The organism is Streptomyces sp. NPDC047917 (genome assembly GCF_043204345.1).
GTDB classification, from domain to species: Bacteria; Actinomycetota; Actinomycetes; order Streptomycetales; family Streptomycetaceae; genus Streptomyces; species Streptomyces sanglieri.
In genome coordinates this window covers 328720-344059 of record NZ_JBIDCA010000005.1, presented here as the reverse complement: position 1 = coordinate 344059, position 15340 = coordinate 328720, and the positions used below count along the sequence as shown (strand labels likewise).

The following is a 15340-nucleotide window of genomic DNA, read 5'->3' as shown; positions in this document are numbered from 1 at the left end:
AGCGGAGGACTCGGAGCATGGCCGGCGCGATGCGCAAGATGGCGGTCTACCTCGGCCTCGTGGAGGACGATGGGTACGACGGTCCGGGGTTCGACCCCGACGACGAATTCGAACCCGAGCCGGAGCCGGAGCGCGACCGGCGGCGGCACCAGCCCGCGCATCAGGTGGAGCGGGAACGGGACCGGGAGCGGGACGAACCGGTACGAGCGGTGCAGCCTCCCGCGCAGCGGGAGCCGGTTCAGATCCCGGCGGAGAGAGAGCGACCCGCCCGAATCGCCCCCGTGGCATCCATCACACCTGAACGCCCGAACATGGAGAAGAACGCACCGGTGATCATGCCCAAGGTCGTGTCCGAGCGGGAGCCGTACCGCATCACCACGCTGCACCCCAGGACCTACAACGAGGCCCGTACCATCGGGGAACACTTCCGTGAGGGCACTCCGGTGATCATGAATCTCACGGAGATGGACGATACGGATGCAAAGCGACTTGTCGACTTTGCCGCAGGACTCGTCTTCGGTCTCCATGGCAGCATTGAGCGCGTGACGCAGAAGGTGTTCCTGTTGTCGCCTGCTAACGTCGATGTCACGGCGGAGGACAAGGCCCGTATCGCTGAGGGCGGATTCTTCAACCAGAGCTGAGAACACGACACCGGGAACAACCCGGCCGCGAGGTCGGAGCTACGAGAGCCAGGGGAGAGGGAAGCGCGAAATGGGCGTCGCACTGCAGGTTGTCTATATCGCGCTGATGTGTTTCCTCATCGTGCTGATCTTCCGGCTGGTCATGGACTACGTCTTCCAGTTCGCGCGTTCATGGCAGCCCGGCAAGCCGATGGTGGTCATACTTGAGGCCACCTACACTGTCACCGATCCACCGCTCAAGCTTCTGCGGCGGTTCATCCCGCCGCTGCGTCTCGGGGGCGTGGCACTCGACCTGTCCTTCTTCGTTCTGATGATCATCGTCTACATCCTGATCAGCATTGTGATCAGGCTGTGAGCGATACGGTCTTGCCGACTGCCGACGACTACGTAGAGGTGAAGAAGAGATGCCGCTGACTCCTGAGGACGTGCGGAACAAGCAGTTCACGACCGTCCGCCTCCGAGAAGGCTATGACGAGGACGAGGTCGATGCCTTCCTCGACGAGGTCGAGTCCGAGCTGACCCGCCTGCTCCGTGAGAACGAGGACCTGCGCGCGAAGCTGGCCGCCGCCACGCGTGCCGCCGCGCAGAACCAGCAGCAGGGCATGCGCAAGCCGGAGCCGCAGGACCGGCCCGGGGCGCCGGTGCCCGCCGCCATATCGGGTCCGCCGGTCCAGCAGCAGCCCCCGCAGATGGGTCCCCCCCAGCTGCCCGGTGGTGCTCCGCAGCTGCCCGCCGGTCCCAGTGGTCACGGTCCTGGTCCCCAGGGCCAGCACGGCCCCGGTCCGCAGGGCCCGCACGGCCCCGGCCCGATGCAGGGCGGTCCCATGGGTGGCCCGATGGGCGGCCCCATGGGTGGTCACGCCCCGCAGCAGCAGATGCAGCAGATGCAGCAGCCGCAGATGCAGCAGCCCGGTCAGGGCCCCGGTGGCGACAGTGCCGCCCGTGTCCTCTCGCTCGCGCAGCAGACCGCCGACCAGGCGATCGCGGAGGCCCGTTCCGAGGCCAACAAGATCGTCGGCGAGGCGCGCAGCCGCGCCGAGGGCCTGGAGCGCGACGCGCGTGCCAAGGCGGACGCCCTGGAGCGGGACGCGCAGGAGAAGCACCGCGTGGCGATGGGCTCGCTGGAGTCGGCCCGCGCGACGCTGGAGCGCAAGGTCGAGGATCTGCGTGGCTTCGAGCGTGAGTACCGGACCCGCCTGAAGTCCTACCTGGAGAGCCAGCTGCGTCAGCTGGAGACCCAGGCGGACGACTCGCTGGCCCCGCCGCGGACCCCGGCGACCGCTTCGCTGCCGCCGTCGCCCTCGCTGGCTCCGGCCGGTGCGGGCGCCATGGGCCACACCATGGGCGGCAACCACGGCAACCAGCCGATGGGCGGCAACCCGTCCATGGGCGGTGGGCCCTCGTACGGCGGCCAGCAGCAGATGTCGCCGGCGATGACCCAGCCGATGGCGCCGGTGCGGCCGCAGGCGCCGCAGCCGATGCAGCAGGCTCCCTCGCCGATGCGCGGGTTCCTGATCGACGAGGACGACAACTGAGCCGGGTGCGCGCGGTGAGCGCGTAGCCGTCGGCAGGCTGAGGGCCGGGCCCCGGGGATTTCCCCGGGGCCCGGCCCTTTTGCCGTGTGCGGGGCGCTTCGCGGGGCGGGCGGGGTGGGGCGAGGTGGGGTGGGGGTGGGGTCGGTGACGGGGGCTGTGGGGTCGGGGGTGTTGGGCCGCTGCGCGGGGCTGTTCCCCTACCCGCCCCTTCCCGGAACCGGGGCTCTGCCCCGGACCCCGCTCCTCAATCGCCGGAGGGGCTGAGAAGGGTGCGGGGCCGGCCGAAACGGACGGTTGGGGCGAGGTGGGAGCGGCCTCGGGGAGGGCTGGAATCGAGGCGTCGAGGCTGGGGGAGCGAGGTGCCGGGCGGGGTGGGGGCGAGGTGCCGGGGCTGGGCGGTAGCGAGGCGTTGGGGCGGCCGGGTGGTAGCGAGGTGCCGGGGCGTGGCGGAATCGGGAAGGGCCGGGAGGGTGCGGGGGACAGCAGGAGGGCCCGGTCGGACTGGTGTCCGGCCGGGCCCTCCTGTTTCTTCGTGGGTTACTGCTCCGTCCTGCGGAGGCGGAACGCCAGCGCCAGACCCTCGTCCTCGAACGGCTCGCCGTACGTCGGGTCCGCCTCGCCCTGGGCGTAGTCCAGGGCGAGGACCTCGTCCGCGATGAGGCCCGCGTGCTCGGTAAGGGCCTCCACCGTGGCGGGGGAGGCCGACGTCCAGCGGACGGCGATGCGGTCGGCGACGTCCAGGCCGCTGTTCTTGCGGGCCTCCTGGATGAGGCGGATCGCGTCACGGGCCAGGCCCGCGCGCCGCAGCTCCGGGGTGATCTCCAGGTCCAGGGCGACCGTGGCGCCCGAGTCGGACGCCACCGACCAGCCCTCGCGCGGGGTCTCGGTGATGATCACCTCGTCCGGGGAGAGGGTGACCGTCTCGCCGTCCACCTCGACCGAGGCCGTGCCCTCGCGAAGGGCCAGCGAGAGGGCCGCCGCGTCGGCGTTCGCGACTGCCTTGGCCACCGCCTGGACACCCTTGCCGAACCGCTTGCCGAGCGCCCGGAAGTTCGCCTTCGCGGTCGTGTCGACCAGCGAGCCGCCGACCTCGGAGAGCGAGGCCAGCGAGGAGACGTTCAGCTCCTCCGTGATCTGGGCGTGCAGTTCGGGGGAGAGCGTCCCGAAGCCGGACGCCGCGACCAGGGCGCGGGACAGCGGCTGACGGGTCTTCACACCGGACTCGGCGCGGGTGGCCCGGCCCAGCTCGACCAGGCGGCGGACCAGGGCCATCTGCGTGGAGAGGGCGGGGTCGATCACCGACAGGTCCGCCTTCGGCCAGGCGGAGAGGTGGACCGACTCGGGGGCGCCCGGCGTGACCGGGACGACCAGGTCCTGCCAGACCCGCTCGGTGATGAACGGGGTGAGCGGGGCCATCAGCCGGGTCACCGTCTCGACCGCCTCGTGCAGGGTGCGCAGCGCGGCCTTGTCGCCCTGCCAGAACCGGCGGCGCGACCGGCGTACGTACCAGTTGGACAGGTCGTCGACGAAGGCGGACAGCAGCTTGCCGGCGCGCTGGGTGTCGTAACCCTCCAGAGCCTGCGTGACCTGGTCGACCAGCGCGTTCAGCTCGCTCAGCAGCCAGCGGTCCAGGACCGTGCGGTCCGCCGGGGCCGGGTCGGCCGCGGACGGCGCCCAGTTCGACGTACGGGCGTACAGGGCCTGGAAGGCGACCGTGTTCCAGTACGTGAGGAGCGTCTTGCGGACGACCTCCTGGATGGTGCCGTGACCGACGCGCCGCGCCGCCCACGGGGAGCCGCCGGCCGCCATGAACCAGCGGACCGCGTCCGCGCCGTGCCGGTCCATGAGGGCGATCGGTTCGAGGGTGTTGCCGAGGTGCTTGGACATCTTCCGGCCGTCCTCGGCGAGGATGTGGCCCAGGCAGACCACGTTCTCGTAGGACGACTTGTCGAAGACCAGGGTGCCGACCGCCATCAGCGTGTAGAACCAGCCGCGGGTCTGGTCGATGGCCTCCGAGATGAACTGCGCCGGGTAACGGCTCTCGAAGAGCTCCTTGTTCTTGTACGGGTAGCCCCACTGCGCGAACGGCATCGAGCCCGAGTCGTACCAGGCGTCGATGACCTCCGGGACGCGGTACGCCTCCAGCTGGCAGTTCTCGTGCGTGCAGGTGAACGTGATCTCGTCGATGAACGGGCGGTGCGGGTCGAGGCCCGAGAGGTCGGTGCCGGTCAGCTCGCCGAGCTCGGTGCGGGAGCCCACGCAGGTGAGGTGGCCGTCCTCGCAGCGCCAGATCGGCAGCGGGGTGCCCCAGTAGCGGTTGCGGGACAGCGCCCAGTCGACGTTGTTGTTCAGCCAGTCGCCGAAACGGCCGTTCTTGACGGAGTCCGGGAACCAGTTGGTCTTCTCGTTCTCCTGGAGCAGCCGGTCCTTGATGGCGGTCGTGCGGATGTACCAGGACGGCTGCGCGTAGTAGAGCAGCGCGGTGTGGCAGCGCCAGCAGTGCGGGTAGCTGTGCTCGTACGGGACGTGCCGGAAGAGCTTGCCGCGGGCGGCCAGGTCCTCGGTGAGCGTCTCGTCGGCCTTCTTGAAGAAGACGCCGCCGACCAGCGGCAGGCCCTCCTCGAAGGTGCCGTCGGGGCGGACCGGGTTCACGACCGGCAGACCGTAGGAGCGGCAGACGACGAGGTCGTCGGCGCCGAAGGCGGGGGACTGGTGGACCAGACCCGTACCGTCCTCGGTCGTCACGTACTCGGCGTTGACCACGTAGTGCGCCTCGGCGGGGAAGTCCACCAGGGTGAAGGGGCGCTCGTAGGTCCAGCGCTCCATCTCACGGCCGGTGAAGCTCTCGCCGGTGGTCTCCCAGCCCTCGCCCAGCGCCTTCTCGACCAGCGGCTGCGCGACGACGAGCCTCTCCTCGCCGTCGGTCGCGACGACATAGGTGACGTCGGGGTGCGTGGCGACGGCGGTGTTGGAGACCAGGGTCCAGGGGGTGGTCGTCCAGACGAGCAGGGATGCCTCGCCGGCCAGCGGGCCGGAGGTGAGGGGGAAGCGGACGAAGACCGACGGGTCGACGACCGTCTCGTACCCCTGCGCCAGCTCGTGGTCGGAGAGGCCGGTGCCGCAGCGGGGGCACCAGGGGGCGACGCGGTGGTCCTGGACCAGCAGGCCCTTGTTGAAGATCTCCTTCAGCGACCACCACACGGACTCGACGTACTCGGGGTCCATCGTGCGGTACGCGTCGTCGAGGTCGACCCAGTAGCCCATGCGGGTCGTGAGGTCGGTGAACGCGTCGGTGTGGCGGGTCACGGACTCCCGGCACTTGGCGTTGAACTCGGCGATGCCGTACGCCTCGATGTCCTTCTTGCCGTTGAAGCCCAGCTCCTTCTCGACCGCGAGCTCGACCGGCAGTCCGTGGCAGTCCCAGCCGGCCTTGCGGCCGACGTGGTAGCCCTGCATGGTCCGGAAGCGGGGGAAGACGTCCTTGAAGACGCGCGCCTCGATGTGGTGGGCGCCGGGCATGCCGTTGGCGGTGGGCGGGCCCTCGTAGAAGACCCACTCGGGGCGTCCCTCGGACTGTTCGAGGCTCTTGGTGAAGACCTTGCTGTCGCGCCAGAAATCGAGCACGGCGTGCTCCAGCGCGGGCAGGTCGACCTGGGCGGGTACCTGGTGGTACTGCGGCGATGTCATGGGCGGACTTCCTCCGGCGGACGTTTTCCACTTCCGTCGGAGGGACGAGGGCCTCATCGGCTCCCGCGGTACCACCCTCCTTGGCCCCGGGTGTGCGCCCGTGGCCCCCTCATTGGGGCGCGATGCCGGTTCTACTTGCCTGGTGCCCGTGGGCGGAGCCCACTGTCCAGAGCTTTCTTCCGACGGCTCCGGGTGATCTTCACGACGCGCTCGCCCCCGGGCTTCCACCGTCCCCGGGTCGCTCCTGGCTGCGTACGACGCTACTCGTCCCATCCACGCCTCTCGCTGAGGCCAGTGTACGGGCCCGTACGGGGGACGGCCGACCGGTTTAACGCGGCGGACGGGGCGTGACCCGAATGGCCAGACGGCGGAGTACGGAGTCCGGGCGGGGGATCCGGGGGCGGATTACCCGGCCGTGAGCTGGGCACAACGGATGCAGGCAGGCCGGGATCCGGACGCGGGGAGGAGCGATCCGGCGGCGTGCCCCGTTGCCGCGGGGCTGGGGTCGATTTATCGTCCCAGCACGATTCGCGTGCAAGATCACAATATGTGAAGGGGCCGCGGCCATGGTGGCGAAGAAGACCGCCGCAAAGAAGACGGCGTCGGCCGGATCCACGGGCGCGGCGGCCGGGGAGACGGGTGGCGACGCGGGCATGGAGACCGTCCCGGAGGCCGGTGCGACGAAGGCCGAGGCGAAGAAGACCGCCGCGACGAAGGCTGCGGCGAGGAAGACCGCCGCGAAGAAGGTGGCGGCCGCCGGACAGGCGGACGCCGGGCACGAGGCGCCGCTCAGGAAGGCGCCGGCGAAGAAGAGCGCAGCCAAGAAGGCTTCGAAGAAGGCCGCCGACGCGGCCGAGGGGGCGGCCGAGGCCGCCGGGAAGACGGGAGCCCACACGGTGGTAGCCAAGAAGAGCGCGGCCCGGACCCGCACGGCCGGCACGGGCGCGGCGCCCGTGCCCCCGGCCCGCGGGGTCGCCGCCACAGCCCCCGGCGAGCTGGCGGTCAGGCCGGGGGAGGATCCCTGGACCCCGGACGAGGTCGCCGAGGCGCGGGCCGAGCTGAGCAGCGAGGCCATGCGGCTGCGCAGTGAACTGGAGGCCGCGAGCGCCGCGCTCGCCGGGCTGATGCGCGACTCCGGCGACGGCGCGGGTGACGACGAGGCGGACACCGGCACCAAGAACATCACCCGCGAGCACGAGATGTCGCTCGCCGCCAACGCCCAGGAGATGCTGGAGCAGACCGAGCGGGCGCTGGCCCGGCTCGACGCCGGGACGTACGGACTGTGCGAGATCTGCGGCAATCCGATCGGCAAGGCACGGATGCAGGCGTTCCCCCGCGCCACGCTCTGTGTCGAGGACAAACAGAAGCAGGAGCGACGCGGCTGATCCCGGGCGGTGTGTCGTACCCTCGTCCTCAGTCAGGAACCTAGGTTGAGGGATTCACGTGGCAGAGGCGGAGCGCATCATCGGTACGCCGGACATCCCCGATGCTGAGGGGACAGAGGGGGACGAGGCCGCGGACCGGGTTGAGGACCGGGGCGGGGAGACCGCCCCGGGCAGGGGCAGGCGCAAGATCATGGTGCTCTTCGCCGTGGCCGTGTTCGCCTATCTCCTCGACCTGAGCAGCAAGATGCTCGTGGTCGCGAAGCTGGAGCACCACGAGCCGATCGAGCTCATCGGCGACTGGCTCCAGCTCAGCGCGATCCGTAACGCCGGCGCCGCGTTCGGCATCGGCGAGGCGTTCACCATCATCTTCACGTTCATCGCGGCGACCGTCATCGTGGTGATCGCCCGGCTCGCGCGCAAGCTCTACAGCCTGCCGTGGGCCATCGCGCTCGGCCTGCTGCTCGGCGGTGCGCTCGGCAACCTCACCGACCGCATCTTCCGCGCCCCCGGCACCTTCCAGGGCGCCGTGGTGGACTTCATCGCCCCTGCCCACTTCGCCGTTTTCAACCTCGCGGACTCCGCGATCGTCTGCGGCGGCTTCCTCATCGTGATCCTTTCCTTCAAGGGCCTGGACCCCGACGGCACCGTGCACAAGGACTAGTACCGGCAAGGCATACTCGACAGGTGAGTACGTATCCCGAGGTCCGCACCCTGCCCGTACCCGACGGTCTGGAGGGCGAGCGTGTCGACGCCGCCATCTCCCGGATGTTCGGTTTCTCCCGTACCAAGGCCGCCGAGCTGGCGGCCTCCGGGAAGGTGCAGGTGGACGGCTCGGTGGTCGGGAAGTCCGAGCGGGTCCGGGGCGGGGCCTGGCTGGAAGTGGAGATGCCGCAGGCGCCCGCTCCCGTACAGATCGTCGCCGAGCCCGTCGAGGGCATGGAGATCGTGCACGACGACGACGACATCGTCGTGATCGTGAAGCCGGTCGGCGTCGCCGCCCACCCCAGCCCCGGCTGGACCGGTACGACCGTCATCGGCGGTCTCGCCGCCGCCGGGTACCGGATCTCGACGTCCGGCGCCGCCGAGCGCCAGGGCATCGTCCACCGCCTCGACGTCGGCACCTCCGGCCTGATGGTCGTCGCCAAGTCCGAGCGGGCCTACACCCTGCTGAAGGCGCAGTTCCGCGACCGGGTCGTGGAGAAGAAGTACAACGCGCTGGTGCAGGGCCACCCGGACCCGATGAGCGGCACCATCGACGCCCCCATCGGGCGCCACCCCAACCACGACTACAAGTGGGCCGTCACGGCCGAGGGCAAGCCCTCCGTGACGCACTACGACCTCATCGAGGCCTACCGCTCCGCCAGCCTCCTGGACATCAAGCTGGAGACGGGCCGTACGCACCAGATCCGGGTGCACATGTCCGCCCACCGCCACCCCTGCGTCGGCGACCTCACCTACGGCGCCGACCCGACGATGGCCAAGCGCCTCGGCCTGACCCGGCAGTGGCTGCACGCCGTCCGGCTCGGCTTCGAGCACCCGTCCGACGGCAGCTGGGTGGAGTTCGCCAGCGGCTACCCGGACGACCTCCAGCAGGCCCTGGACAAGATCGCGGCGGAGAGCGAATGACCTCCGTGCCCGCCCCGTACACCACGCGCACCGTCGTCGACGAGCAGGACCTCGCGGCCTGCTTCCTGGTCCGCAAGGCCGTCTTCGTCGGTGAGCAGGAGGTACCCGAGGAGATCGAGTACGACGAGCTCGACGCGGTCGCCCTGCACGTCATCGCCGTCGCGGCGGACGGCTCGGCACTGGGCACCGGGCGGCTGCTGCACGGCCCGGCCGCCGCCGGCCGGACCGGGGGCGACCCGGCCGTCGGCTCGCTCGGCAGGCTCGCGGTGACCAGGCAGGCGCGCGGCCTCGGGATCGGCGCCGCGCTGGTCCGGGCCATCGAGGACGCGGCCCGGGAGCTGGGTCTGGACGCCGTCGACCTGCACGCCCAGACCCATGCGCTCGGCTTCTACGAACGCCTCGGCTATGTCGTGTACGGCCCCGAGTTCCCGGACGCGGGCATCCCCCACCGGGCGATGCGCCGCGCCCTGCGGGACTGAGGGCGCGGGCAGCCCTACTCCGGCAGGCCCCAGCGGGTCCACGTGCCGTTCGACGGCACGTCGCGCGGGACCGTCCGCGGGCGGGGAGCGCCCCGCGGAGTGATCACCGCCGTGGCGCCGCGCGGCAGGGTGAGCGTGATCCGGCCCGGCCCGGTCTCCCGCCAGCGCAGGGGGCGCCCGTGCGCGTCCCGTACCTCGATCCGGCCCGTGACCGAGTGGTCCAGGGTCAGCGGTGCGCCCGCCTCGCTGCGCACCCGTACCCAGCGCGTGACACCGCCCGAGCGGTCCGCGTCCACCAGGAAGGCGCCCTGGGTGCGCAGCGACGCGATCGAGGCGTCCGCCCAGCGCTCCGAGACGGACGGGAAGACCTTCACCACCCCCTCGTGGCTCTGCACCACCATGTCGAGCATCGACCGGGCGGCGGACAGCGGGCTCTCCAGGGCCAGGTTCCTGCCCTCCCGGTACATCGTGTTGACCGTCATCGCGCAGTCCGCGACCACGTTCAGACCGGTGAAGAAGGTCAGGAAGTCGAGGGCCTTCTCCGGCTCGTCCATCACCGAGTACATGGACGAGGCGGTGGCGTAGCTGTAGCCGTGCCACAGCTCCTGCATGGAGACCCAGTGGTCCATGGAACGCCGCATCACCCCGCGGTCCCCCGCCCGGTCCCAGTTCCGTTCACGCAGCGGGTACAGCCACAGCAGGTGCGAATGGTGCCGGTGCGAACCCGCCAGCGGGACGTCTCTGCCGATCATGACGCCGGCCGCCGGGTCCTCGGCGTACGGGGTCAGGCGCCGCTCGATGTCCTGCCAGCGTCTCAGCCGCGGATCGCCGTTGCGCAGCAGCCGCGCCGAGGCGATCAGGGTGCGCACTCCCCAGCGGATCAGCGAGAGGTCGTAGGTGCAGTCCTCGGCGTTGGCGTACTCGGGGGAGCGGGTCTCCAGCAGGTGCAGCCTGCCGTCCGGGCCCTCGTGCAGGAAGTGCGCGTAGAAGTTGACGGCCCTGGCGAGGATCGGATACACCACGTCGCGCAGCACCGACAGGTCCATGGAGTGGCGGTAGGACTGCCAGACGTTGTGCAGGGCCCAGGTGAGATTGCCGAAGTTGTCGGAGACGTGGGACGAGCCGGGGGCACCGACGTCGTAGGTGTCGCCCGCGCGCAGCTGCCAGTCGGAGGGGTGGCCCAGCGCATAGCTCTCGCCGTCGCGGTGGTCGGCCGGGACGGAGGCGGGGAGGTTGTGCTCGAAACGGCGGAACGCGCCCGTCACCGAGTCGAGTTCGGGGTGGTTGGAGCCGTGGATCGGGGCCATGCCGATCTGGACGTTGAGGTTCCACCAGACCGCGGTCCAGTTGTTGCCGACCTCGGGGAACCAGGGGCCCCATTCGGAGATCGTCGGGCCGTCGGCCCTGGTCGACGCGGCGAGCTTGTAGAGCTGGATGAGGTAGAAGCTCTGCAGCCGCTTGTCGGGCACGGAGAGGAAGCTGCGCCGGTAGTACGCGTGCCACCAGCGCCGGTGACGTTCCACCAGCCGGTCCGGGGCGGTGGCCAGGGTGCGGTCCACGGCCCGCAGCGCGTCGGCCGTCGCCTCGGACACCCGGCCGGGGAAGCGGTACACGAGGTGCGCGGCGAGCAGCCGGCCGGTGCCCTCGCGCCGCTCGCGCCAGGCCGTGGTCCAGCCGCCGCCGGCCAGCAGGGGCTGCTCGACGAAGCCGTCGCCGGCGCGGGGGTCCGGATTGGGTGTGTAGTCCTCGGGCCTGCCGCTGGTACGGGTGGTGGCGGCCCGCAGCCACTGGAAGCTCCAGGCCGCGGACTCCTCGCCGGGGGTGGGGCGGGTGGAGACCAGCAGGGCGCCGTTGTCGTTGTGGACCAGGGCGGAGAGGGCCAGCGAGCCCCGGGTGGTGGTGACGGTGCCGTGCAGCTCGGCGTCGTACAGGTCCAGCGTCCAGTCGACGGCGGTGATCTCCCCGGCCAGGGTCAGGGTGAAGTACCCGATGGGGAGGCGGGAGAAGCCGATGCCGCCCCGCCACTGGCCGCGCTGGTCCTGCACCTGGCTGTGACCGACCATCAGCTTCAGCGTGTTCGCGGTCGCTCCGGCGTACAACTGCGCGCCCAGGCGGCCGTTGGCGAGGAACGGGGCGTCCTGCCAGCCGGTGGGGAGCGTGCGCCAGGTCATGGCGGCGTCGCGGACGGTCCGCTCGTGGATGTCGATGTCCGGACGCTCCGTCGGTACGGGGCCGGCCGCCGCCCATGAGGTGGGGGAGCCGGCCAGCCAGAGTGCGGATGTTCCGGCAGCGGCGGTGGAGACGAAATGCCTTCGGGAGAACGCGGTCACGGGGGTCTCTCCTGCCAGTCATGTACGTGGTGAGAGTTCTTGTCCTTGAATCACGCACGCCGCATACTGCCCGCCCCGAAGAGGCGGCGGAAGGGGTTCGACCGCAGATACATCGGAGGAATGCTGTTCCAGGAGTCGGGAATCGGGGGGTGTTGTCTGGATTGCGGGCCCTGCGTGGCAGGCTTTGAACCCAGATCCGCCGATCACGGAGATCGGCGCGCCGCGCTCCGGAAGGCACCCCGTGGACCAAATGGCACTGCTCCTCCTGCTGTTGCTCGGGGCTGTGGTCACGGTGCCACTGGGGGAGCGTCTGGGGTTGCCGGCGCCGGTGCTGATGACACTCGCCGGGGTCGGCATGGCCTTCCTCAGCTTCGTGCCGAATGTGGACATCCCACCCGAGATCATCCTTCCGGCGCTGCTGCCGCCGCTGCTCTACGCCTCCGTGCAGCGAACCTCCTGGCGGCAGTTCGCCGCCAATAAACGACCGATCTTTCTGCTGGCCGTGGCGCTGGTCTTCGTCACGACGGCCGCGGTCGCCGCGGTCGCCAACGCGATCGTCCCCGGGCTGCCGATCGCCGCGGCCGTGGCACTCGGCGCGCTCGTCGCCCCGCCCGACCCGGTCGCGGCGACGGCTGTCGCCGGATCGGTCGGGCTGCCGCGCAGGCTCGTCTCCATCCTGGAGGGCGAGGGCCTGTTCAACGACGTGACCGCGATCGTGCTGTACCACGTGGCGATCGCCGCCGCGGTGAGCGGCAGCTTCTCGCTCCCGGAGGCGTTCGGGCTGCTGATCCTCTCCGCGGTGGTGGCCGTGGCGGTGGGGCTGGTGCTCGGCTGGCTCACCATCAAGCTCATGGGGCTGCTCGGCGACGCCACGCTCCAGGTCGGGCTGACCCTGCTGGTGCCGTTCGTGAGTTATGTGCTGGCGGAGGAGTTGATGGGCTCGGGCGTCCTCGCCGTGCTGACCACCGCGCTCTTCCTCGCCGAGCACACCGCCGACGCCGACGACGTCCTCGGGCGGCTCACCGGCCGTACCTTCTGGGAGATCGTCGACACCCTCGTCACCGGCGTCGCCTTCGGGCTGATCGGACTCGAACTGCACAACGTCTTCGGGACGGCGGACGGGCGCGAACTCCAGATGCTGGGCTGGGGACTCGCCGTGGTCGTGGTCGTCGTCGGTGTGCGGCTGCTGTATCTGCTGCCGGCCACCTGGCTCGCCAAGCGGCTGCACACCCGGCGCGACGTCAGCGAGGAGATCCCCACCAGCTGGCGGGAGACCGTCGTCATGTGGTGGGCCGGGATGCGCGGAGTGGCCTCGGTCGCGCTGGCGCTGGCGATCCCGCTGAAGACGGACGACGGGAAGCCGTTCCCGGGCCGCGACGAGATCGTCTTCATCGCCTTCGCGGTGATCATGGCCACGCTCGTCGTCCAGGGGCTCACCCTGCCGTGGCTGGTCCGCAAGCTCCGGGTCAAGGCGGACACGGACGCCGAGGAGGCGCTGGAGAAGGAGCTCGCGATCCGCGCCGCGAAGGCCGCGAAGCAGCGCCTCAAGGAGATCCAGGAGGTCGAGGAGTTCCCGGACGAGGTCACCGAGCGGCTCCAGCGGCTCGCGTACGACGTGGGGGCGCGGATCAGTCCCGACATGGTCGACGACGAGCGCCGCGAGGCGTACGCGAAGCGGGCCGAGCGCTTCAAGGCGGTCAGCCGGGTCCAGCGCGAGATGATGTCGGCCGCCCGCCACGCGGTGCTGTCGGCCCGCAACGAGGCCGGGGCGGACCCGGAGATCGTCGACCGGGTACTGCGTCAGCTGGACGTCCGCAGCCTGCGGTGAGGAGGGTGGACGGCGCGGCCCGCCGTCCCGCTGCCCGCCGTCCCGCCTGCCGTCGCCGTCAGCCGAGTCCGGTGCGCGGCGCTCTGTCCCGGTCCGACGGCCTCTCGTGCACCGGGCGGTGCCGGTCCGTCCACGTCCCCGGCCCAAGCGCTGCGGGCGCCGTCGCGATCTTCGGCAGCGCGTACGGATGGTGGTCGCGCAGCCAGCCGATGAGCTGCTCCCGTACGGCGCAGCGCACCGTCCAGATGTCGCCCGAGTCCTTCGCCGTGACCACCGCGCGGACCAGGATCGTCGACGGTGTGGTGTCGGTGACGGCCAGGGACCAGTCGCGGCCGTCCCAGGCGGCGCACTCGCCCAGGATGTCCCGCAGCTGCTCGCGCATCGCCCCGATCGGGGCCGAGTGGTCCAGGTGCAGGAAGACCGAGCCGGTCATCTGCGCACCGCCGCGCGACCAGTTCTCGAACGGCTTGCTGGTGAAGTACGAGACCGGCATCGTGATCCGCCGCTCGTCCCAGGTCCGCACCGCGAGGAAGGTCAGCGTGATCTCCTCGATCGTGCCCCACTCGCCGTCCACCACCACCGTGTCGCCGATGCGCACCATGTCGCCGAAGGCGATCTGCAGCCCCGCGAAGAGATTGCCGAGCGTCGACTGGGCGGCCACGCCCGCGACGATGCCGAGCACCCCGGCCGACGCCAGCATCGAGGTGCCGAACGTCCGCATCGCCGGGAACGTCAGCAGCATCGCGCCGATGGCGACCACCGCCACGATCGCGGTGACCACCCGCTGGATCAGCGTCACCTGGGTCCGGACCCGCCGCACCCGCGCCGGATCGGGGGTGTTCGCGGCGTACCTCGCGTAGAGGGAGTCGACGACGGCCGTCGCGATCCGCACCACCAGCCAGGCCGAGGCCCCGATCAGCACCAGCGACAGGACCTGACCGATCCCCGTCCGGTGATCCCTGATCAATTCGAGCCGGGTGTGGGTGTACGAGCCCCGCAGCAGCGCCGCGCACAGCGTCAGCTGGAGCGGTATCCGGCAGCGCCGCAGCAGCCCCCACAACGGTGTGTCGGGGCGTCGGCCGTCGGCCCGTCTGAGCAGCAGATCGACCAGCCAGCCGACCAGCAGCGTGATCAGGACCGAGCCGCCGACGACGATCAGCGGGCGCAGCACGTTCTCCATCCCGTCGTTCTCCATGCTCCCGACCGTAGCTGGCACCATGGGACTCATGAACATCATGCTTTTCCACTCGACGTACGGTCTGCGCCCCGCGGTGCACGCGGCGGCCGACCGGCTTCGTGCCGCCGGGCACGAGGTACAGGTGCCCGACCTCTTCGAGGGGCACACGTTCGAAACCGTCGAGGAGGGCCTCGCCTTCAAGGAAGAGCTGGGCAAGGACGAACTGCTCAGGCGGGCCGTGCTGGCCGCCGCGCCCTACTCCGACCGGGGCCTGGTGTACGCCGGTTTCTCGTTCGGCGCCTCCACCGCCCAGACCCTGGCACTCGGCGACGAGAAGGCCCGCGGTCTGCTGATGTTCCACGGCACCTCGGACATCGCCGAGAACGCGTCCGTGGACGAGCTGCCCGTACAGCTGCACGTCGCCGACCCGGATCCGTTCGAGACCCACGACTGGCTGAACTCCTGGTACCTGCAGATGCAGCGGACCGGCGCCGACGTCGAGATCTACCGCTACCCGGGCGCCGGCCATCTCTTCACGGACCCCGAACTGCCCGACTTCGACCAGGCGTCGGCCGAACTGGCCTGGAAGGTCGCGCTCGGCTTCCTCGCCACACTGTGACGGAGCGAGGGGCCCCGCATCGCGCGCGGGGCC

The 15340-nt window shown here is 70.8% G+C and carries 12 protein-coding genes; 9 read left to right on the top strand and 3 right to left on the bottom strand.

What is annotated here, in order from left to right; all coding sequences use genetic code 11:
- Positions 1–17 precede the first annotated feature (17 nt).
- The 3 genes from ACGF8B_RS14350 (at position 18) to ACGF8B_RS14340 (ending at position 2176) form a co-directional block, all read left to right on the top strand.
- The gene (locus ACGF8B_RS14350) at positions 18–641 is read left to right on the top strand and encodes a cell division protein SepF (RefSeq protein WP_342286275.1); all 624 of its coding nucleotides are present in this window, start codon (positions 18–20) and stop codon (positions 639–641) included.
- A gap of 70 nt (positions 642–711) precedes the next feature.
- Positions 712–996, top strand: a complete 285-nt coding sequence (locus ACGF8B_RS14345; protein ID WP_072483208.1) for a YggT family protein — start codon at positions 712–714, stop codon at positions 994–996.
- A 49-nt stretch (positions 997–1045) separates the two neighbouring features.
- Positions 1046–2176 carry a DivIVA domain-containing protein gene (locus ACGF8B_RS14340; RefSeq protein WP_124718182.1) on the top strand — a complete coding sequence of 377 codons (1131 nt, stop codon included), beginning with the start codon at positions 1046–1048 and terminating at the stop codon, positions 2174–2176.
- 537 nt (positions 2177–2713) lie between these two features.
- Here ACGF8B_RS14340 and ileS read toward each other — a convergent pair.
- Complete coding sequence (ileS, locus tag ACGF8B_RS14335; protein WP_392737911.1) at positions 2714–5863, bottom strand: isoleucine--tRNA ligase; 3150 nt, start codon at positions 5861–5863, stop codon at positions 2714–2716.
- A 566-nt stretch (positions 5864–6429) separates the two neighbouring features.
- Between ileS and ACGF8B_RS14330 the strand changes: the two genes are divergently transcribed.
- From ACGF8B_RS14330 to ACGF8B_RS14315, 4 genes are read left to right on the top strand one after another with little or no spacing between them, the layout of a single operon-like run.
- Positions 6430–7248 (top strand): TraR/DksA family transcriptional regulator, encoded by an 819-nt coding sequence (locus tag ACGF8B_RS14330; RefSeq protein ID WP_392737909.1) that lies wholly within the window; start codon positions 6430–6432, stop codon positions 7246–7248.
- A gap of 58 nt (positions 7249–7306) precedes the next feature.
- Positions 7307–7909, top strand: a complete 603-nt coding sequence (gene lspA / locus ACGF8B_RS14325; RefSeq protein WP_392737907.1) for a signal peptidase II — start codon at positions 7307–7309, stop codon at positions 7907–7909.
- Positions 7910–7932: 23 nt separating this feature from the next.
- Positions 7933–8874, top strand: coding sequence for an RluA family pseudouridine synthase (locus ACGF8B_RS14320; RefSeq protein WP_342284626.1), 942 nt, complete (start codon positions 7933–7935; stop codon positions 8872–8874).
- Positions 8871–9353, top strand: coding sequence for a GNAT family N-acetyltransferase (locus tag ACGF8B_RS14315; protein WP_392737905.1), 483 nt, complete (start codon positions 8871–8873; stop codon positions 9351–9353). The genes ACGF8B_RS14320 and ACGF8B_RS14315 overlap by 4 nt, the downstream gene beginning before the upstream one ends.
- A gap of 14 nt (positions 9354–9367) precedes the next feature.
- Here the strand turns inward: ACGF8B_RS14315 and ACGF8B_RS14310 are convergent, their stop codons facing one another.
- Positions 9368–11683 (bottom strand): glycoside hydrolase family 95-like protein, encoded by a 2316-nt coding sequence (locus ACGF8B_RS14310; RefSeq protein WP_392737903.1) that lies wholly within the window; start codon positions 11681–11683, stop codon positions 9368–9370.
- A 241-nt stretch (positions 11684–11924) separates the two neighbouring features.
- Between ACGF8B_RS14310 and ACGF8B_RS14305 the strand changes: the two genes are divergently transcribed.
- Positions 11925–13511 carry a Na+/H+ antiporter gene (locus ACGF8B_RS14305; RefSeq protein ID WP_392737901.1) on the top strand — a complete coding sequence of 529 codons (1587 nt, stop codon included), beginning with the start codon at positions 11925–11927 and terminating at the stop codon, positions 13509–13511.
- A 58-nt stretch (positions 13512–13569) separates the two neighbouring features.
- Here the strand turns inward: ACGF8B_RS14305 and ACGF8B_RS14300 are convergent, their stop codons facing one another.
- On the bottom strand, positions 13570–14691 hold the full coding sequence (locus ACGF8B_RS14300; protein WP_392738352.1) for a mechanosensitive ion channel family protein: 1122 nt from the start codon (positions 14689–14691) through the stop codon (positions 13570–13572).
- A 37-nt stretch (positions 14692–14728) separates the two neighbouring features.
- On the opposite strand from ACGF8B_RS14300, the gene ACGF8B_RS14295 reads away from it, so the two are divergent.
- Positions 14729–15307, top strand: coding sequence for a dienelactone hydrolase family protein (locus ACGF8B_RS14295; protein ID WP_392737899.1), 579 nt, complete (start codon positions 14729–14731; stop codon positions 15305–15307).
- The last annotated feature ends 33 nt before the right edge of the window (positions 15308–15340 follow it).